17 protein-coding genes and 2 tRNA genes are annotated in these 19,888 nt (G+C 59.9%); 11 read left to right on the forward strand and 8 right to left on the reverse strand.

Annotated elements, in window-relative coordinates; translation table 11 throughout:
* Positions 1-14 precede the first annotated feature (14 nt).
* The gene (locus ACUN0G_RS22600) at positions 15-641 is read right to left on the reverse strand and encodes an alanyl-tRNA editing protein (protein ID WP_445574304.1); all 627 of its coding nucleotides are present in this window, start codon (positions 639-641) and stop codon (positions 15-17) included.
* Positions 642-732: 91 nt separating this feature from the next.
* Between ACUN0G_RS22600 and ACUN0G_RS22605 the strand changes: the two genes are divergently transcribed.
* On the forward strand, positions 733-1,665 hold the full coding sequence (locus tag ACUN0G_RS22605; RefSeq protein WP_445574305.1) for a LysR substrate-binding domain-containing protein: 933 nt from the start codon (positions 733-735) through the stop codon (positions 1,663-1,665).
* 106 nt (positions 1,666-1,771) lie between these two features.
* On the opposite strand, the gene ACUN0G_RS22610 is transcribed toward ACUN0G_RS22605, so the two are convergent.
* On the reverse strand, positions 1,772-2,179 hold the full coding sequence (locus ACUN0G_RS22610; RefSeq protein ID WP_003217220.1) for a PA2817 family protein: 408 nt from the start codon (positions 2,177-2,179) through the stop codon (positions 1,772-1,774).
* A gap of 74 nt (positions 2,180-2,253) precedes the next feature.
* Entirely contained in the window at positions 2,254-4,701 is a 2,448-nt protein-coding gene (locus tag ACUN0G_RS22615; protein ID WP_445574306.1) for an acyl-CoA dehydrogenase, read from the reverse strand.
* Positions 4,702-4,892: 191 nt separating this feature from the next.
* Between ACUN0G_RS22615 and ACUN0G_RS22620 the strand changes: the two genes are divergently transcribed.
* The 4 genes from ACUN0G_RS22620 (at position 4,893) to ACUN0G_RS22635 (ending at position 8,077) form a co-directional block, all read left to right on the forward strand.
* Positions 4,893-5,552: a transglutaminase-like domain-containing protein gene (locus ACUN0G_RS22620; RefSeq protein ID WP_421525873.1), complete on the forward strand. Its 660-nt coding sequence runs from the start codon at positions 4,893-4,895 to the stop codon at positions 5,550-5,552.
* Positions 5,553-5,609: 57 nt separating this feature from the next.
* Complete coding sequence (locus ACUN0G_RS22625) at positions 5,610-6,233, forward strand: glutathione S-transferase family protein (protein ID WP_445574307.1); 624 nt, start codon at positions 5,610-5,612, stop codon at positions 6,231-6,233.
* A 135-nt stretch (positions 6,234-6,368) separates the two neighbouring features.
* A complete protein-coding gene (locus tag ACUN0G_RS22630) occupies positions 6,369-7,301 on the forward strand; it encodes an ABC transporter ATP-binding protein (protein WP_017480239.1) in 933 nt (310 codons plus the stop codon).
* Positions 7,298-8,077 (forward strand): ABC transporter permease, encoded by a 780-nt coding sequence (locus ACUN0G_RS22635; RefSeq protein ID WP_003217229.1) that lies wholly within the window; start codon positions 7,298-7,300, stop codon positions 8,075-8,077. Before ACUN0G_RS22630 ends, ACUN0G_RS22635 begins: the two co-directional genes overlap by 4 nt.
* 905 nt (positions 8,078-8,982) lie before the next feature.
* Here the strand turns inward: ACUN0G_RS22635 and ACUN0G_RS22640 are convergent.
* A complete protein-coding gene (locus ACUN0G_RS22640; protein WP_445574308.1) occupies positions 8,983-9,528 on the reverse strand; it encodes a TetR/AcrR family transcriptional regulator in 546 nt (181 codons plus the stop codon).
* A 91-nt stretch (positions 9,529-9,619) separates the two neighbouring features.
* Between ACUN0G_RS22640 and ACUN0G_RS22645 the strand changes: the two genes are divergently transcribed.
* The 4 genes from ACUN0G_RS22645 to ACUN0G_RS22660 all read left to right on the forward strand — a co-directional run bounded on the left by ACUN0G_RS22645 (position 9,620) and on the right by ACUN0G_RS22660 (position 14,371).
* Positions 9,620-10,813, forward strand: a complete 1,194-nt coding sequence (locus ACUN0G_RS22645; RefSeq protein ID WP_445574309.1) for an MFS transporter — start codon at positions 9,620-9,622, stop codon at positions 10,811-10,813.
* Between the two features lie 41 nt (positions 10,814-10,854).
* On the forward strand, positions 10,855-11,166 hold the full coding sequence (locus ACUN0G_RS22650) for a cupin domain-containing protein (RefSeq protein WP_445574310.1): 312 nt from the start codon (positions 10,855-10,857) through the stop codon (positions 11,164-11,166).
* Between the two features lie 106 nt (positions 11,167-11,272).
* Positions 11,273-12,427: a TDT family transporter gene (locus ACUN0G_RS22655; protein WP_445574311.1), complete on the forward strand. Its 1,155-nt coding sequence runs from the start codon at positions 11,273-11,275 to the stop codon at positions 12,425-12,427.
* Positions 12,428-12,496: 69 nt separating this feature from the next.
* On the forward strand, positions 12,497-14,371 hold the full coding sequence (locus ACUN0G_RS22660) for an MFS transporter (RefSeq protein ID WP_445574312.1): 1,875 nt from the start codon (positions 12,497-12,499) through the stop codon (positions 14,369-14,371).
* A gap of 121 nt (positions 14,372-14,492) precedes the next feature.
* Here ACUN0G_RS22660 and sugE read toward each other — a convergent pair whose 3' ends face one another.
* From sugE to rdgC, 3 genes are all read right to left on the reverse strand, one after another.
* Entirely contained in the window at positions 14,493-14,807 is a 315-nt protein-coding gene (gene sugE, locus ACUN0G_RS22665; RefSeq protein WP_445574313.1) for a quaternary ammonium compound efflux SMR transporter SugE, read from the reverse strand.
* 107 nt (positions 14,808-14,914) lie between these two features.
* Positions 14,915-15,880: a bile acid:sodium symporter family protein gene (locus ACUN0G_RS22670; RefSeq protein ID WP_258347054.1), complete on the reverse strand. Its 966-nt coding sequence runs from the start codon at positions 15,878-15,880 to the stop codon at positions 14,915-14,917.
* A gap of 155 nt (positions 15,881-16,035) precedes the next feature.
* A complete protein-coding gene (gene rdgC / locus ACUN0G_RS22675; protein WP_008430455.1) occupies positions 16,036-16,956 on the reverse strand; it encodes a recombination-associated protein RdgC in 921 nt (306 codons plus the stop codon).
* Positions 16,957-17,117: 161 nt separating this feature from the next.
* Between rdgC and ACUN0G_RS22680 the strand changes: the two genes are divergently transcribed.
* Positions 17,118-17,193 (forward strand) — tRNA-Val (locus ACUN0G_RS22680).
* A 19-nt stretch (positions 17,194-17,212) separates the two neighbouring features.
* Positions 17,213-17,289 (forward strand) — tRNA-Asp (locus tag ACUN0G_RS22685).
* Positions 17,290-17,438: 149 nt separating this feature from the next.
* Here ACUN0G_RS22685 and ACUN0G_RS22690 read toward each other — a convergent pair.
* The gene (locus ACUN0G_RS22690) at positions 17,439-19,847 is read right to left on the reverse strand and encodes a TonB-dependent siderophore receptor (RefSeq protein WP_445574314.1); all 2,409 of its coding nucleotides are present in this window, start codon (positions 19,845-19,847) and stop codon (positions 17,439-17,441) included.
* Positions 19,848-19,888 lie beyond the last annotated feature (41 nt).

Here is a 19,888-nt window from a genome sequence, read left to right on the forward strand (position 1 = left end):
GGCCCGACAAGTGGTCAATCCAAGCTGTAGCGCACCGACAACGCACCCTTTTTCTCGGAGAGGGCCAGGATCGTCACTTGGCCCACGTCCCGCAATGCCTGCACATGCGTACCGCCGCAGGCATAGGCCGGCAGCTCGCCAAAACCCACTTCCCGCGTGCCTTCATCCAGTGCCATATGGCGTGGCAGGTTAGCGGCGATCCATTGGTCGACTTGTCGCTGAATCGCCTCGGCGTCCATGGGTTGAGCCGAAGTCCCGCGAATGAAGGTGATCTTGCCTTCGCCAGGCCAGTGATGGGCCTTGATTGGCATCCAGCCCAGGGTTTCGCCGGCATTGCCGATCAGGTGCCCGGCCGAGTGCAGGCGCGTGTGCAGGGTGCGGCGGTCTTCATCGACGCGTGCCTGGATCACGCCGGGAGCCACGGGGCGGCCTACGTAATGCACGACATGATCGCCTTCCTGCACCACCTTCAACACTTGGCTGTCCCCCAGCCAGCCGGTGTCGCAAGGCTGGCCGCCACCTTGGGGGTGGAAGATCGTCGACTGCAGGATTACCGCAAATTGGTTATCAAAAGGTGTGCATCCCAGCACTTCAAGTTCGGCATTCAGGTGGTCATGGGTAAAAAACAGGCGCTGGGTCATCATCTACATCCGCATCAGGGTTTCTATCCGGCAGTATAAGAAGTGCGCCAATGGGTGATAATCCGTTCAAATCTCAATGGACTTGTGCGTCATGAGCATCAATCTTCCCTTGCCACTGCTCGGTGAAATGGCGATTTTCGTCAAGGTGGTGGAAACCGGCAGCTTCTCCGAGGCCGCGCGCCAACTGGGAGTATCGCCGTCCTCCGTGAGCCGCAGCATCTCGCGCCTGGAAAAAGCCCTGGCGACTCGCCTGTTGCAACGCACCACGCGCAAGTTGCGCCTCAGCGAAGGGGGCGAAGAGGTATTCAAGCGCTGCCAGGAAATGGTCAGCGCCGCGCGTTCGGTGATGGAAATCAGCGGGCAGTACACCCATGAAGCCGAAGGCCTGGTGCGGGTCAGCGTGCCCAAGGCGGTGGGGCGTTTTGTTGTGCATCCGCATATGCCGGAGTTTCTGCGGCGTTATCCCAAGGTCGATGTGCAATTGATCCTTGAGGACCGGCATGTTGACCTGATTGATGACAATGTCGACCTGAGCATCCGCATCACCGACAGCCCGCCGCCGGGCCTGGTGGGGCGCCAATTACTACCTATCGAACACTTGATCTGCGCCACGCCGCAGTACCTGGCCGAGCACGGTTCGCCGCAGCATCCCCATGATTTGCTCGAGCACAGTTGCATCTACCTGGGCGAGACGCCGGGGGATGCGCGCTGGAAGTTTCGCCAGGGCAGCAAGGCGGTGACGGTCGGGGTGCACGGGCGGTATGCGGCGAATCACACCGGGGTGCGGTTGGATGCGGTGTTGCAGCATGTGGGGATTGGCAGCCTGCCGTATTTCACGGCGCGGCATGCGCTGGAAGCGGGGGAGGTGGTGCAGGTGTTGCCGGGGTGGGATTTTATTGCGTCGTACCACGGGGATGCCTGGTTGCTGCATTCGCCGACGCGGTATCTGCCGCCGAAGTTGCGGGTGTTTATTGATTATCTGGTGGAGTGCATGGCTAAAGAGCCGACGCTGAAGAAACTGTAGGAGCGAGCTTGCTCGCGATGGACGTTAACGATAACGCGTGCATCCTGAATGCACGCGGCGCCTTTGAGTCCTTCGCGAGCAAGCTCGCTCCTACAGTTGGTCCGTGTTAGTGCTTGGGCTGGTCATTGGACATGGCCAACAACTGCTTTTCCTGGTTCCAGTCGAACGGTTCATCGTTCTGTTCAGCTTCGAAGCGACGCTCTTCCAGGGCCTGGTACAGGTCCAGTTCGTCGTCGGGCATGAAGTGCAGGCAGTCGCCACCGAAGAACCACAGCAAGTCACGCGGCACCAGATGAGCAATTTGCGGGTAGCGCAGGATGACCTGGCTCATCATGTCCTGGCCCAGGTACTGGCTTTCGATTGGGTCGATGGGCAGCAGGGCACGCAGTTCATCGAAGCGCTCCAGGAACAGAAGGTGGCTTTCCTCGGGAACCTGTTCGGCCTCGCCGACGGCAACCAGGATGCTGCGCAGGTGGTCGAGCAAGACGAGATGATCGGCAACGACATTGGACACGAGATAAGTCCTCAAGAGCAAAACGGGCGCGAGAGTATATAGCTCAAGCGCCCGTTTTTATATGACCGCTGGGATCAGCGGACTTTTCCCTCAGCCTGGCTCAGCTCTTCCTTGCTGAAATCATCCACGTCGATCACCTTGCGTCGCGCCGCTTCGGCGTCACGCAGGGTTTGCGCCTCGGCCGGTTGCAGCACGCCGGCATGCAGCGCGGCGTCGATGGCGTGTTCGCCTGCGGTCGGTTTGACCTGGCCGCTCTTGAGGCCTTCGTGGAGTTTTTTCTGCAACGGGTGGCTGTCGGCCAACAGGTCGTAGGCGTGTTGCAGGGCGCCCACCGGATCTTCTGCGGACTGTGGGCGATAGCAGCCCGCCAGCACTGCTTCCAGGGCCGGGTCACCCTTGGCGCGACCAATCACCGCAGCCACTTCTGCATCCAGCGCATCGGACGGGCCCTTATGGCGACGACCGAACGGGAACACGATCACCCGCAACAGACAACCCAGCACCTTGCTCGGGAAGTTGGTCAGCAGTTCATCCAGTGCACGCTCTGAGTGGCCAAGGCTTTCTTCCATGGCCCAGGCGAACAGCGGTTCCAGGTGGTCTGGCGAATCCAGGTCGTGATAACGCTTGAGCGCTGCCGACGCCAGGTACATATGGCTCAGCACATCACCGAGACGTGCCGACAGGCGTTCGCGGCGTTTCAACTCGCCGCCCAGCAGCATCATGCTCAGGTCCGCCAACATCGCAAATGCAGCAGCCTGACGGTTGAGTGCGCGGAAGTAGCCCTGGCTCAAGCGATTGCCCGGGGCTTTCTCGAAGTGGCCGAACCCGAGGTTCAGCACCAGGGTGCTGGCGGCGTTGCTCACGGCAAACCCGATGTGCTGCAGCAGCAGTCCGTCGAATTCCTTAAGGGCCTGGTCATGGTCTTCGCGACCGGCCAGGGCCATTTCCTTGAGCACGAACGGATGGCAACGAATCGCACCCTGGCCGAAGATCATCAGGTTGCGCGAGAGGATATTCGCGCCTTCCACGGTGATGAAGATCGGCGCACCTTGCCAGCTGCGGCCCAGGTAGTTGTTGGGCCCCATGATGATGCCCTTGCCGCCGTGCACGTCCATCGCATGGCTGATGCACTCGCGGCCGCGTTCGGTCAGGTGATACTTGAGGATCGCCGACAGCACCGAGGGTTTTTCTCCCAGGTCGACGGCATTGGCGGTGAGCATTCGCGCGCTGTCCATCAGCCACGCGTTGCCGCCGATACGGGCCAAGGCTTCCTGGATACCTTCAAAGGCTGACAACGGTACGTTGAACTGCTCGCGCACCTGGGCATATTGGCCGGTCACCAGGCTGGTGAACTTGGCCGCGCCGGTGCCGACCGCAGGCAGGGAAATCGAACGGCCCACCGACAGGCAGTTCATCAGCATCATCCAGCCCTTGCCGAGCATTTCCTGGCCGCCGATCAGGAAGTCCAGGGGAATGAACACGTCCTTGCCGGAGTTGGGACCGTTCATGAATGCGGCACCCAGCGGCAGGTGACGGCGGCCAATTTCAACGCCCGGGGTGTCGGTGGGGATCAGCGCGAGGCTGATGCCGAGGTCTTCTTTATCGCCCAGCAGATGGTCCGGGTCGTGGGCCTTGAAGGCCAGGCCAAGCAGGGTCGCCACCGGGCCGAGGGTGATGTAGCGTTTTTCCCAGTTCAGGCGCAGGCCGAGGGTTTCCTTGCCTTCCCATTCGCCTTTGCAGATCACCCCGGTGTCGGGCATGGAGCCGGCATCGGAGCCCGCCAGCGGGCCGGTCAGGGCAAAACACGGGATATCGTCGCCACGGGCCAGGCGTGGCAAGTAATGGTTGCGTTGTTCATCGGTGCCGTAGTGCAGCAGCAATTCGGCCGGGCCGAGGGAGTTGGGCACCATGACCGTGGAGGCGAGGTCGCCGCTGCGGGTTGCCAGCTTCATCGCGACCTGGGAGTGGGCATAGGCGGAGAAGCCCTTGCCGCCGAATTCCTTGGGGATGATCAGGGCAAAAAAGCCATGCTGCTTGATGTGTTCCCAAGCGGCGGGCGGCAGGTCCATGGCCTGGCCGATTTCCCAGTCGGTGACCATGGCGCACAGTTCTTCGGTGGGCCCGTCGATGAAGGCTTGTTCTTCTTCGGTCAGTTGCACTTTGGGATAGGCCAGCAACTTGTCCCAGTCGGGGCGGCCGCTGAACAGCTCGCCGTCCCACCACACGGTGCCGGCGTCAATGGCGTCGCGCTCGGTCTCGGACATCGGCGGCAGGACTTTCTGGAACCAGTTGAACAGCGGCGCGGTGAAGTACTTGCGACGCAGGTCCGGCAGCAGCAGCGGGGCGGCTACCACGGCAATCAGCACCCAGAAGATCAACAGCAACCAGCCTGGAGCATGGCTGAAGGCGCCCATCGCCAAGAGGTAGACGGCGACCACGCCGATGGCGGGCAGGGGCGCGATGCGCCGGTGCGCCAGGTAGGCAATGCCCACCACCAGAACCAGTATCCACAACAACAGCATATTCAATCCTCCGTGAAACCAGGTGCGAAATCACCTCAGAGCTTAGTCGGCATCCGAACAAGCGGGGTGACGAGGGTGTTACGTGGTGTGCCGGCAAAGATCAGCACCAGGCGCCGACATTTGGCCGAATCGTCGTTATCCCAGGTGCAGGCCTGTGGTTAGACTCAGGGCTTGCCTCGGAGATTAACCTCATGAATGCGTACTTGAATCCCGGCCGCTTCATCGATAGTGACCACCCTGCGGTGGTGGAGTTCGCCGAAAAACATCGCGGTTCGAGTGCCGCGCCCCGTGACCAGGCAGTCAGTCTTTACTACGCCGTTCGCGAGGCCGTGCGCTACAACCCCTACACGTTCAGCCGCGACCCGCAAACCCTCAGCGGCAGCTTCGCACTGGCGGCCGGTGAGAGTTATTGCGTGCCCAAGGCGACGCTATTGGCGGCGTGCGCAAGGCACTGCGGGATTCCGGCACGCATCGGCCTGGCCGACGTGCGCAACCACCTCTCGACGCCTCGTTTGATCGAGCTGCTAAGAAGTGACGTATTTGCCATGCACGGCTACACCGAGCTGTATCTGGACGGCCGTTGGGTCAAGGCCACGCCCGCATTCAACCAGCAACTGTGTGAACTGTTCGACGTGCCACCCCTGGAGTTCGACGGCATCCACGACAGTGTTTTCCACGCCTTCAACCGCAAGGGCCAGCGTTCCATGGAGTACGTGGTGGACCATGGGCAATTTGCCGAGGTGCCCGAGGAATTCTTCTTCGCCCACATTCAGAAATGTTACCCCCACCTGTTTGGCGAGCAGATGCCGATCCTGCTGGGGGACATGCAGAGTGATTTAAGCCGGACGTGATCCGGCGTATGCTGCCCCGGCATTCATCCAACCATCTTTTTCAAAATCGGGGCGGTCATGCTGAAGATCTGGGGTCGTAAAAATTCGTCAAATGTCAGGAAAGCACTGTGGTGCGCCGAGGAACTCGGCCTGGACTATGAGGCAATTGATGCGGGCGGGGCTTTTGGTGTGGTCGACACACCGCAATACCGCGCGCTGAACCCCAATGGCCGCGTGCCGATGATTGAAGATGGCGACTTTGTGCTGTGGGAATCCAACACCATCGTGCGCTATCTGGCTGCCAGGCATGCGCCGGATTCGAACTGGTACCCGAGCGACCTGCAAGCCCGCGCCAACGCCGAAAAGTGGATGGACTGGACCACCTCGACCCTGGCCGAACCCTTCAAGACCGTGTTCTGGGGCGTATTGCGTACCCCTGCTGAAAAGCAGAACTGGGACACCATCAACGCCGGTCGCCAGGCTTGCATCGACGTATTGCAGACGGTGGATCAAGCCTTGGCGACGCAACCTTACCTCTCCGGTAAAGAGATCGGCATGGGTGATATTCCCTTGGGCTGTTTCATCTATGCCTGGTTCGAGATGCCCATCGAACGCCCGTCGATGCCGAACCTGGAGGCCTGGTACCAGCGCCTGCGCCAGCGCCCGGCCTATCAAAAAGCGGTCATGACCGCGTTGACCTGATACCCACTATTAATACGGGTGACTGTACTTGTGCGGCGCGGACAAGCACCATGCTTGTCACGCGCAGCCGTTGTATTCCGTGCGGTCTGCCCTCATGTAACAATTCTATTCCTCTTCTTTGGTGCGTAATCCGATATGAGTTCCGCTCTGTCCATCCGGCAGCTAACCAAAACCTACGGCAACGGTTTCCAGGCCCTGAGTGGTATCGATCTGGACGTCGCCGAAGGTGATTTCTTCGCCTTGCTCGGCCCTAACGGCGCCGGCAAATCCACCACCATCGGCATTCTCTCGACCCTGGTCAACAAGACCACCGGTACGGTGAACATCTTTGGCCACGACCTGGATAAATCCCCGGCGGCGCTCAAGCGCAGCATTGGCGTGGTGCCCCAGGAGTTCAACTTCAACCAGTTTGAAAAGACCTTCGATATCGTCGTGACCCAAGCCGGTTACTACGGCATCCCGCCGAAGATCGCCAAGGAACGTGCCGAGCAATACCTCACGCAACTTGGCCTGTGGGATAAGCGCGATGTGCCTTCACGCTCCCTGTCCGGCGGCATGAAGCGCCGCCTGATGATCGCCCGCGCCCTGGTTCACGAACCGCGCCTGCTGATCCTCGACGAACCGACGGCGGGTGTGGACATCGAACTGCGTCGCTCGATGTGGACCTTCCTCACCGAGCTGAACCAGAAAGGCATCACCATCATCCTCACCACCCACTACCTGGAAGAGGCTGAGCAGCTGTGCCGCAACATCGGCATCATCGACCACGGCACCATCGTCGAAAACACCAGCATGCGTAACTTGCTGAGCCAGTTGCACGTTGAGACCTTCCTGCTCGACCTGAAAAACGACATGACGGTTGCGCCCCAGTTGATCGGCTACCCGAATCGCCTGGTGGACAGCCACACCCTGGAAGTCCAGGTGGATAAAGCCGTGGGCATCACCGCGTTGTTCGGCCAGTTGGCCACCCAGAACATCGAAGTGCTGAGCCTGCGTAACAAAACCAATCGCCTTGAGGAGTTGTTCGTGTCCCTGGTGGAGAAAAATCTGGCGAAGGTGGCGGTATGAGTTCGGAACTGCAACCCAACCTTGTCGCGCTGCAGACCATCGTCTACCGCGAAGTGAAGCGCTTTACCCGAATCTGGCCGCAGACCCTGCTGCCGCCGGCGATCACCATGGTTTTGTATTTTGTGATCTTCGGTAACCTGATTGGTCGGCAGATTGGTGATATGGGTGGTTTCACCTATATGGAATACATCGTGCCGGGGTTGATCATGATGTCGGTGATCACCAACTCCTATGGCAACGTGGTGTCGAGTTTTTTTGGCAGCAAGTTCCAGCGGTCCATCGAGGAATTGATGGTGTCGCCGGTGTCGCCCCATACGATTCTGATCGGCTACACCCTGGGCGGCGTGCTGCGTGGGTTGATGGTTGGGGTGATTGTGACGCTGCTGTCGTTGTTCTTTACCCATTTGCAGGTGCATCACCTCGGGATCACCCTGCTGGTGGTGGTGCTGACGGCGACGATCTTTTCGTTGCTGGGGTTCATCAACGCGGTGTTTGCGCGCAACTTTGATGATATTTCGATTATTCCGACGTTTGTGCTGACGCCGTTGACGTACCTGGGTGGGGTGTTTTATTCGATCACCTTGCTGCCGCCGTTCTGGCAGACGGTGTCGTTGGCTAACCCGGTTTTGCACATGGTTAACGCGTTTCGCTATGGGATCCTGGGCGTTTCGGATATCAAGATCAGTGTGGCGATCACGTTTATGCTGGTGGCGACTGTGGTGCTGTACGTGGGGTGTGCGCGGTTGCTGGTGAGTGGGCGTGGGATGCGCACCTAAGCGTTGAGATGTAATGAGAAACGGCCTTCATGTGAGGCCGTTTTTTTTGCGGTTTTTTTGGGGAGGGGTACATATCCGTTATTTAGGTAACGGCTACTTATGGTTCCGCTCTTACAGCGGGTCACTTTTGGCAAACGCCCCAAAAGTAACCAAAAGGTCTTTGCCCCACCACTCGGTGCCTCGCCTAGGCTCGGCATGCCCGCACTCCGGCCCGGTTCCGCGGGCCGCCGCGACGGGCCATCCATGGCCCGGCGCGGCTAAATCGGCTTCCCTGCCGATTTACCCGCTCCACCGTGCCTACTTGCGGCCATCGTGGTTGACGGGGCCCGCAGATCAAAATCAAAAGCAGATCAAAAGCAAAGCACAGCGGCCTCCCGGCCGGCTTGAGTGTGAAAAGCAAAAGCAAAGACCAGAGCGAAAACAGAGCTGCTTTTCTGTGGGAGCGGGCTTGCTCGCGAAAAACCTGAGAACGCCGCGTTCATTCAGAATGCCAGCGTCATCGTTAACGACCTTCGCGAGCAAGCCCGCTCCCACATTTGGACCGTGCCCGCTTTAGCTTTTGATTTTGCTCTTCAACACTCAAGCCGGCCTGTAGGCCGCTGTGCTTTTGCTTTTGATCTTGATCTTAGGCGCCCCGTTAAACCACGCTGGCCGAACGCAGGCTTTGGAGCGTGGGTAACCTGGTAGGACGCCAGGTTAGCCGTCCTGGGCCAGGGATGGCCCATGACGGCGGCCCACGGTCCAAAGCCGGAGTGAGGGCACACCGAGCCTAAGCGAGGTGCCGAGTGGTGGGGCAAGAGCGTTTTGCTTACTTTTGCGCTCTTCAAAAGTGAGCCGCTGTAAGAGCGGAACCATAAGTGGCCGTTACCGCAGCAACGGATATACACCCAAACCCAAAAACCACCTCACCCCCGCAAAGCCAACTCAATCAGCTCATGCAGCTCCTCAACCTCCAACGGTACAGTAGAAAACAAACTGCGAAACACGGTGGGCGCAACGATCAGGTTGATCAGCCGATCCACGCTGGGGGCAGTTTCAGCGTCGCCCGGATAGCGATCCAAGATCGTCTCCAACTGCCCGGTGAGAATCCCCACGCAATACCCCGGTGCCTGACTGCATTGCACATCGCGCATCATCTCCCGGCCAAGATCCGAGCTCATTTCATCGCGATACTGCTCACCCCAAGCCCGCAGGTCGCCGCGCAGGCTGCCAGTGTTGGCCGGCTCACTGTCCGGCCGCAGCCGAGCCATGGCGACATCCGCCAACAGCGCAGCAAGGTCACCCCAACGGCGGTAGATAGTCGAGGGCGTAACCCCGGCGCGCGTGGCTATCTGCGGCACGGTCACGCTGGAACGGTCCTGCTCGTCGAGCAATTCACGCACCGCCGAATGCACTGATTCCTGAACCCGGGCACTACGGCCCCCCGGGCGGAGGCCTTCTTTTATCGCCATGCGTAAAACCTTAACACAAAGAATTTGCTTTAAGCGCCATCCAGTAGCACACTCCGCAAAAGCAAAATATTAGCTTTAGCGGAGCGTGCCCATGTTCAGCGTTACTTCCCACCGTTCCAGCCTGGTGTTCCTCGCGATCACCTTGCTCACGTTCCTCGCCGCCTCCAGCGCGCCGACCCCGTTGTACCACCTCTATCAGGAAGGCCTGCACTTTTCGGCAGCAATGCTGACTCTGGTGTTCGGCGTCTACGCCTTGAGCCTGCTGGCGGCCTTGCTGACCGTAGGTTCGTTGTCGGACCACCTGGGACGCAAACCGGTAATTTTTGCCGCGCTGCTCCTCGATATGCTGGCGATGCTGCTGTTTATCAATGCCGACAGCGTCGGCTGGCTGATTGCCGCCCGCACGGTACAAGGCTTCGCCACCGGCATGGCCACCGCCGTGTTGGGCGCCGCGCTGCTCGACACCGACCGCCAGCAAGGCCCGCTGATCAACAGCGTAGCGCCTTTGTTGGGCATGGCTTGTGGCGCCATGGGCTGCAGCCTGCTGGTGGAGTTCGCGCCGATGCCGACCACGTTGATTTACTGGACCCTGCTCGTGTTGATGATCCTGCAGGCGCTGTACGTTTGGCGCCTGCAGGAAACAGTCAGCCGGATTCCGGGCGCGCTGGCCTCGCTGTGGCCCACCTTGCATGTGCCGCCTCAGGCGCGTCGTGCGTTGTGGATCTCGCTGCCGGTGGATGTGGCAGTGTGGGCCATGGGCGGCTTTTACCTGTCCCTGGCGCCCTCGCTGGTGCGGGCGGCCACCGGGTCCACCTCGAACCTGATCGGCGGCGGGCTGGTCGCGGTGTTGACGCTGAGCGGGGCGGTGATGATTTTCAGCCTGCGCAACCGCCCTGCAGACAAGGTCCTGCGATTGGGCGCCGTGCTGTTGGCGGTGGGAGTTGCGCTGATCCTCACGGCCGTCCACAGCGCCAGCCTGCCGCTGTTCTTCATGGCCACGCTGATCGCCGGCGCAGGCTTTGGTTCGGGATTCCTCGGCGCACTGCGCAGCGTCTTGCCGTTGGCTTTGCCCCATGAGCGGGCCGGCTTGATGTCGGCGTTCTATGTGCTGAGTTACCTGGCGTTCTGCGTGCCGTCGCTGTTGGCAGGCAACTTGACGCGCACCTTCGGTTTGATCGCCACTACCGATGGTTACGGCGTGGTGCTGATCGTATTGGCGCTCGGTGCGTTGGTGGCGTTGCTATTGCAGGATTTGGCGCGGAGCAGGGCGACGGCGGGTAATTGATTCGGTAATAATCCGCCAACCGTACGCCATGGGATTCACACATGAAGATCATCCGCAGCAAGGACTTCACCGGCAGCCGCGCCTGGGAGGCGCTGGACATCGCCAACATGAACGGCATCACCACCCGGTTGCACTGGACCGACCAGCCGTACCGCTGGCACGTCAATGACGGGGAAGAAGTGTTCGTGGTGCTCGACGGCCAGGTGCAGATGCACTATCGCGATAACGGTACCGAGCAGATCGTCTTGCTGCACGTCGGTGACATCTTCTACGCCAGCGTCGGCACCGAGCATGTGGCTCATCCACAAGGGCCGGCACGGATTCTGGTGATTGAATCCGAGGGCAGTGTTTGACGGTATATCTGCAAAACAGATAACAGTTAGAGATATTACCCGTTATATAGATATTCGATTGGGTTCTACCATGGTCTCAACCTCATGCGAGGAAGAGGAATACACCATGACTTGCCCCAATGCGCTCCAAAGCAGCTTGAAACCTTTCAGCCACCTGACCCGTCCCCGGGAAGTGATTCGCCAGTTCACCCCCAACTGGTTTGCCGCCACCATGGGCACCGGGGTGCTGGCGTTGGCGCTGGCGCAATTGCCGGTCAGCGTATCGGGGTTGCATGCCGTCGCTGAAGGGCTGTGGCTGTTTACTATCGGCCTTTTTGTGCTGTTCAGCGTGCTGTACGCGGCGCGCTGGGTAATGTTTTTCCACGAGGCGCGGCGTATTTTCGGGCACTCCACGGTGTCGATGTTCTTCGGCACCATTCCCATGGGCCTGGCGACCATCATCAATGGCTTCCTGGTGTTCGGCCTGCCGCGCTGGGGTGATGGCGTGGTGCAATTGGCCGAAGTGCTGTGGTGGCTGGACGTGGCGATGGCCCTGGCCTGCGGAGTGTTGATCCCGTTCATGATGTTCACTCGCCAGGAACACAGCATCGACCAGATGACCGCCGTATGGCTGTTGCCGGTGGTGGCCGCTGAAGTCGCCGCTGCCAGTGGCGGCCTGCTCGCGCCGCACCTGGCCGACGCCCATTCGCAACTGGTGATGCTGGTGACCAGCTACGTGCTGTGGGCGTTTTCCCTGCCAGTAGCGTTCAGCATCCTGACCATCCTGATGCTGCGCATGGCCCTGCACAAACTGCCCCACGCCAATATGGCCGCGTCGAGCTGGCTGGCCCTCGGCCCCATCGGTACCGGCGCCCTGGGCATGCTGGTGTTGGGCGGTGATGCACCGGCCATCTTTGCGGAAAATGGCTTGCCCGGCGTCGGTGAGATGGCCAACGGCATCGGCCTGGTGGCGGGGATCACCCTGTGGGGCTTCGGCTTGTGGTGGATGCTGATCGCGGTGCTGATCACCGTGCGTTACCTGCGGGCCGGCATCCCGTTCAACCTTGGTTGGTGGGGTTTCACCTTCCCGTTGGGTGTGTACTCGTTGGCCACGTTGAAACTGGCGAGCACCTTGCACCTGGGTTTCTTCAGTATTGTCGGCAGTGTGCTGGTGGCGGCGCTGGCGTTGATGTGGCTGATCGTTGCCAAGCGCACGGTGCAAGGTGCCTATAAAGGTGAGCTTTTTGTATCGCCGTGCATTGCAGGACTAGCGAATAAGTAAGCGGGATTAGGTAAAGTCGTGGCCTGGAAAAACCAATAACAGTCTTCAGGCCACGCAGGAACACGGACGATGAGCCACCCCTCGCAATTCACATTGCTGCGCAAACGGCGTTTCCTGCCGTTCTTCATTACCCAGTCCCTTGGGGCGTTTAACGACAATATCTTCAAGCAGTCGTTGATCCTGGCGATTCTCTACAAGCTGACCATCGACGGTGATCGTTCGATCTGGGTCAACCTCTGCGCCTTGCTGTTTATCCTGCCGTTCTTCCTGTTCTCGGCCCTGGCCGGGCAGTTTGGCGAGAAGTTCAACAAGGACGCGCTGATCCGGGTGATCAAGATCGGCGAGATCGTGATCATGTCCGTCGGCGCGGTGGGCTTCATGTTCAACCACCTGGAACTGATGTTGCTGGCGCTGTTTGCCATGGGTACGCACTCGGCGCTGTTCGGGCCGGTGAAGTACTCGATCATGCCCCAGGCGTTGCACGAAGATGAGCTGGTAGGCGGCAACGGCTTGGTGGAGATGGGCACGTTCCTCGCCATCCTGGCCGGCACCATCGGCGCCGGGATCATGATGTCTTCCACCCATTACGCGCCGGTGGTTTCCACCGCCATCGTCGGCATCGCGGTGCTGGGTTACCTGGCCAGCCGCAGCATTCCGCGCGCGGCGGCGTCCAGCCCCGAGATGCGCCTGAACTGGAACATCTTCAGCCAGTCCTGGGCCACCCTCAAGCTGGGCCTCGGGCAGACGCCGGCGGTGTCGCGCTCGATTGTCGGCAACTCGTGGTTCTGGTTTGTCGGCGCGATCTACCTGACGCAAATCCCGGCTTACGCCAAGGAATGGATGTACGGCGACGAGACCGTGGTTACGCTGATCCTCACGGTGTTCTCGGTGGGCATCGCCCTGGGTTCGATGCTGTGCGAAAAGCTCTCCGGGCGCAAAGTCGAGATCGGCCTGGTGCCGTTCGGCTCGTTCGGTTTGACCGTGTTCGGCCTGCTGCTGTGGTGGCATTCCGGCGGGTTTCCACAGAACATCCAGGCCAACGACTGGATCGCGGTGCTGAGCTACGGCCAGGCGTGGTGGGTGTTGTTCGATATCCTCGGCCTCGGCGTATTCGGCGGCTTCTATATCGTGCCGCTGTATGCACTGATCCAGTCGCGTACCGCCGAGAACGAACGGGCGCGGGTGATCGCGGCCAACAACATCCTCAACGCGCTGTTCATGGTGGTCTCGGCAATTGTGTCGATCGTCTTGCTGAGCATGGCCAAGCTGTCGATCCCCGAGCTGTTCCTGGTGGTGTCGCTGCTGAACATCGCGGTCAACGCCTACATCTTCAAGATCGTGCCCGAGTTCACCATGCGTTTCATGATCTGGCTGCTCGGCCACTCCATGTACCGAGTCGAGCATAAGAACCTGGAGCTGATCCCGGACGAGGGCGCGGCATTGCTGGTGTGCAATCACGTGTCATTTGTCGATGCGCTGTTGATTGCCGGTTCGGTGCGTCGGCCGATTCGCTTTGTCATGTACTACAAGATCTACAACTTGCCGGTGCTGAACTTTATCTTCCGTACTGCCGGGGCGATTCCGATTGCCGGGCGGCATGAGGACATCCAGATCTACGAAAAGGCGTTCCAGCGGATTGCCCACTACTTGAAAGACGGTGAACTGGTGTGCATCTTTCCGGAAGGCAAACTGACCTCCGATGGCGAGATGAACGAGTTCCGCGCAGGGGTGACGCGAATTCTTGCAGAGACGCCGGTGCCGGTGATTCCGATGGCGTTGCAGGGGTTGTGGGGGAGTTTCTTCAGTCGCGATCCGAACAAGGGCTTCTTTCACCGGATCTGGTCGCGGGTGACCTTGGTGGCCGGCGCGCCGGTGACGGTAGAGGCGGCGACGCCCGAGGCGTTGCATGGGGTGGTGGGAGAATTGCGCGGGGGTGTCAGGTAGTTGATCGTTCCCACGCTCTGCGTGGGAATGCCGGCGTGGACGCTCTGCGTCCGCTTTTAGAGTCGTGACGCGGAGCGTCACAGGATGCGTTCCCACGCAGAGCGTGGGAACGATCTGGTGCCTAAGCGCTGATCTTGAGCCCAATAAGCCCGCAGATAATCATCGCCACACTGGCCAGTCGAAACAACGCCATGGACTCCCCGAACAGGATAATCCCGGCAATCACCGTGCCCACCGCACCGACTCCGGTCCAGATGGCATAGGCGGTGCCCAGCGGCAGTTCCTTCATCGCCAGCCCCAACAGTCCGAGGCTGACGGCCATGGCGGCAATCGTCAGGGCCGTGGGCAGTGGCTTGCTGAAACCGTCGGTGTATTTCAGTCCGACGGCCCAGCCGACTTCAAACAGTCCGGCAAAAAACAGAATGATCCAGGACATGATGACCTTCCTTTATAGAAGTGGGGTCGTCCCCGGATTAACCGCTTGATTGCGTCGCAGGGTCGTCCCCGCGAAGCCCGGTAGAGTGCCGAATATTGATCAGGTGATCAAGTTTCAGACTTGCTCGCCAACAGTTCGCGGTCTTCCTTTTCGCTCATCCGCCGGAAGTACGTAGCCAGGAGTGCCCCGGAAATATTGTGCCAGACGCTGAACAGCGCGCTGGGCACCGCCGCCAGCGGCGAAAAATGCGCACTCGCCAACGCGGCGCCCAGGCCGGAGTTCTGCATGCCCACTTCCAGCGACAGGGATTTGCGTTGCGCCAGCGGCAGGCCGAACACGCGGCCGGTGAAGTAACCCAGCAGGAAACCAAAGGTGTTATGCAGGATCACCACCGCCATGATCAGCAGGCCCGACTCGGCAATCTTCGCCTGGCTGGCCGCCACCACGGCGGCGACGATTGCCACGATGCTGACCACCGACACCAGCGGCAATACCTCCACCGCGTGCCGTACCCGGGTACCCAGCAAGCGCTGCGCCAACACACCGAGCACGATCGGCAACAGCACCACTTGCAGGATCGACCAGAACAACTCCATGAACGACACCGGCAACCAGGCCGAGGCCAGCAGCCAGATCAGAGCCGGCGTCAGCAGCGGGGCGAGGAGGGTGGTGACGGCAGCGATGGCCACCGACAGCGCCAGGTCGCCCCGGGCCAGCCAGGTCATGACGTTGGAGGATGTACCGCTCGGGCAGCAGCCGACGAGGATCACGCCGACGGCAATTTCCGGCGGCAGGTGAAAGACCTGGCACAGCAGCCAGGCCACGCCGGGCATGATCACGAAGTGCGCGACCACACCCAATGCCACGCGCCACGGGTGGCGCGCGACTTCAGCGAAATCTTCAAGTTTGAGGGTCAGCCCCATGCCGAACATCACCAGGCCCAACAGCGGCACGATGGCGCCTTTCAGGCCGATAAACCAGGCGGGTTGCAGGAACGCAACCACGGCAAAAATCAGCACCCAGTAGGCGAAGGTATTGCCGACAAAACGGCTCAAGGCGGCGAGTGCGCGCATGGGGAAGTCCTTGTTATTAGAATGCTGGAAGTGCTAACCCGATCAACTGTGGGAGCTGGCTTGCCTGCGATAGCATCACCCGGGTTTAACTGACAAACCGAGGTGCCCGCATCGCAGGCAAGCCAGCTCCCACATTGACTGTGCCCACTTAAGACTTAGATGCCTTGTGGGGTTTCTTCGCCACCCAGTGCTTCCACCAACGCCGGCAGGAAGTCGCCAAACGTCAGCATCATCAGGGTAAAGCTGGCGTCCTGCTGACCCAGTGCTTCGTCGCCACCGTCCTGTTCCGCCTGATCCTGCAGCAGGTCTTCGAACTTCAGGCGCTTGACGGTCATTTTGTCGTCCAGCATGAAGGACAGCTTGTCCTGCCAGGCCAGGGACAATTGGGTCACGACTTTGCCGGTGGTCAGGTGCAACTGGATCTCTTCGCCGGTCAGGTCCTGGCGTTTGCAGCGCACGATGCCGCCGTCTTCGTGGGTGTCGCGCAGTTCGCATTCGTCGAGGACGAAGAAGTCATCGGCCGGTTTCTGGGTGGTGACCCAGTCGGTCATGATGGCGGTTGGCGCGGTTTTCACGGTCAGCGGACGTACCGGCAGGGTGCCGATCACTTCACGCAGGGTGGACAGCAGATCTTCGGCACGTTTCGGGCTGGCGGAGTTCACCAGGATCAGGCCCTGTTTCGGCGCGATGGCGGCGAAGGTCGACGAGCGACGGATGAACGCGCGCGGCAGGAAGGCCTGGATGATTTCATCCTTGATCTGGTCGCGTTCCTTTTTGTAGACCTTGCGCATTTGCTCGGCTTCGATCTCTTCGACCTTTTCCTTCACCGCATCACGCACCACGCTACCCGGCAGGATACGTTCTTCCTTGCGCGCGGCGATCAGCAGGAAATCACCGCTGACGTGTACCAGTGGCGCGTCTTCGCCTTTACCGAAAGGGGCGACGAAACCGTAAGTGGTCAACTCCTGGCTTGCACAAGGGCGCGCCAGTTTGGTGGCCAGTGCAGTTTCCAACGCCTCGGCATCAACAGGCAGATCTTGGGTCAGGCGATAGATAAGCAGGTTTTTGAACCACATGGGGTGAGTCTCTCCTTATATACAAAGGGGGGCATTATTCTCCTCATGGCGTCATAGGCCAACCCTCGCTAAGCCATTGGAAGGCCTGAAAAAAATTATTTAAGAAAGTGCTTGCCAGACCATGGGTCGCTCCGTAGAATGCGCGCCACACCGAAAGTGAAGGGTGATTAGCTCAGCTGGGAGAGCGTCTGCCTTACAAGCAGAATGTCGGCGGTTCGATCCCGTCATCACCCACCATTCGCTTTATGTGTTACGCGCAGCGGTAGTTCAGTCGGTTAGAATACCGGCCTGTCACGCCGGGGGTCGCGGGTTCGAGTCCCGTCCGCTGCGCCATATTTAGGTCACCTGGAACGCTGAACGCCAGGTACTACAGGAAGCCCGCTCATCGAGCGGGCTTTTTGCTGTCTGGGGTTTGCAAGAAACCGCCGGTCTAAAAAACGCCCCCGATCATGTGCAGTGATCGGGGGCGTTTTTTATGGGGTTTAGAAATCCCAGCGGGTACTGACCATTACGTTGCGAGGGTCGCCGTAGTACGACGAGTTGTAGAAGCCGATGTTGGTGTAATACGACTTGTCGAACACGTTGTTGACGTTGATGGTCGCCGACACGCTGTCGGTGATCTGATAACGGGCCATCAGGTCCACCAGCCAGTAGGGATCCTGGGCAAATTTTTCTTGAGCGCCGCCCTTGGCCCAGTTGCTCAGTACCTGCCAGCCTTGACCCTGCCAACGCGCGCCGCCGCCGAGGGTGAGTTTGTCGAGGCTGCCGGTCAGCTTGTAGCTGGTATAGAGATTTACCTGATCTTCCGGCTCCCAGGTCGACACCTTCTTGCCGCTCTCATCACGGGCGATCTTGTGGGTGTAGCCTGCCTGCAACTGCCAGCTGGGTGCCAGTTCGCCAGAGATTTCCGCCTCATAACCCTTGGTTTTCGAAGTGATCGGCTTATAGGCGTAGTCGCGAGCGGGGTTGGTTGGGTTGGCGTTGTACTCCGTATCTTCCTCGGGGCGGTTTTCTTCGTGAACCTCGAAGTAGGCGATGCTGGAATTCAGGCGTCCTTCGAAGAATTCACCCTTGAGCCCCACTTCATAGTTTTTGCCTTCATCCGGCTCCAGCAATTTGTTGTTGCGATCACGGTTGAACGACTGCGGCAGGAAAATTTCCGTGTAACTGGCGTAGGCCGACACGTTGTCGTTGAGGTCGTATACCAGGCCCGCATAGGGCAAGACCTTGCCGCTTTTTTTCGTATCGCTGGTGCCGGTGACCTGGAAGTCTGCAACGCGCGTGCCCAGCAGCAGCGAAAGATCGTCCGTGAGGCTGAAGCGAGCGGTCATGTAGCTGCCGGTCTGGCGGGTGATTTCATCGTTTTTGTTGGTGACTTCGCCCCAGTCCGGCTTCGGGATGTCGCCGTTCCAGTTGTAATAGTCGAAGTTATTGTTGGGCAGGCTGGCGTTGGTGTAGTCCTTGCCTTTCCAGTGGGAGCGGGAAACCGAGGTGCCGACCACCAACTGGTGTTCTCGGCCAAACAGATCGAAGGGGCCGGAGGTGTAAAGGTCGGCGCTGTCGCTGACGGTTTCACCTGTGTATTTGCGCGCCAGCACTGAGGGCAAACCTGGGCTCACGAAGCCCAGGGGGGCGTTGTAACCGTTGATTTGATGGTTGTACTGACCTTTGGCGACCCAGCCATTTTCGAAGCTGTGTTCAAGGGTGGCAAAGGCGGTGCGCGTGTACTGCTGCCAACTGCTCCACCGTGGCCCGTTGTTGAATGAGCGCTTGGAGCCAATGCGATTGCCGGATTCGTCATACAGCGAGGCGCTGCCGGTCCAGCTTGAGCCTTTGGGGTCATTATCCTGATAGTCCGCGCCCACGGTCAGCAGGGTATCCGGCGACAGGTCCGCCTCCAGGATGCCGTAGTAGACGCTGGTTTTGCGTTGGTAATGGTCCATGAAGGAATGTTTGTCTTGATAGGCCGCCACGGCCCGGCCGCGAATGTTCCCGGTTTCGGTCAAGGGGCCGCTGACGTCAACTTCCGATCGGTAGTTGTCCCAGGAGCCGGCGCCAAGGTCGATATGGCCCTTGAATTCCTGGGTAGGTTTCTTGCGGATCATGTTGATGGTCCCACCAGGGCCACCGGCGCCAGTGAGCAGGCCGGTGGCGCCCTTGAGGATTTCTACCCGGTCATAGATCACCATGTCGGTGAGGGTATGGCCGGACGAATACTGCGGGTCTTGCAGGATAGGAATACCGTCGTACTGGAAGTTGCGAATCGCGAAGCCACGGGAGTAATAGCTGGTACGGTCGCTGTCATACGTTGCCACGGTGATGCCCGGGGTATGGCGCATCACGTCGTCGATGGAGTTGAGGCCAAAGTCATCCATGGCCTGGCGGGTAACCACCGAGATCGATTGCGGAGTTTCCCGTGGCGTCAGCACCAGGCGGGTAGCGGTGGCGATGGTGCCGGGGGTATAAGAGCCGGAGCCTTCGGTAATGGTGCCGAGTTGGTTGGCGCTGATCTGCGTCGCCCCCAGCTCCACGGCGCCAGTGGGTGTAGGGTTGGCTTCCAGTGCGTAGACCTGATCACCTTTGACTGCCCGATAACCACTGCCACGCAGCAGCTTTTCAAACCCGGCCTCTACGCTATAAGTGCCTTTGAGTCCCGGCCCATTCAGCCCCTGCAGGTTCTGGGACTGGAACACGATAGCCACGCCCGCTTGCTGGGCAAACTGGTTAAGTGTGGCGCCCAGCGGCCCTGCGGGTATGTCGTAGGCTTGGGCGGCAACGTTTACCGTGTCGGCCTGTGCCACGTGGATATTCAACAACGTCGTCGCGAGCAGTGTGAGGGTCAGCGGCGCGCTGCTCAGCAGGCGTCTGCGGGGTTTGGAAGGGAGCGGCATGACGATGGCAGTCCTTTAGTTATCGATATACCTTCCTTGAC

The sequence above is a fragment of the Pseudomonas sp. 32A genome, from assembly GCF_052682255.1.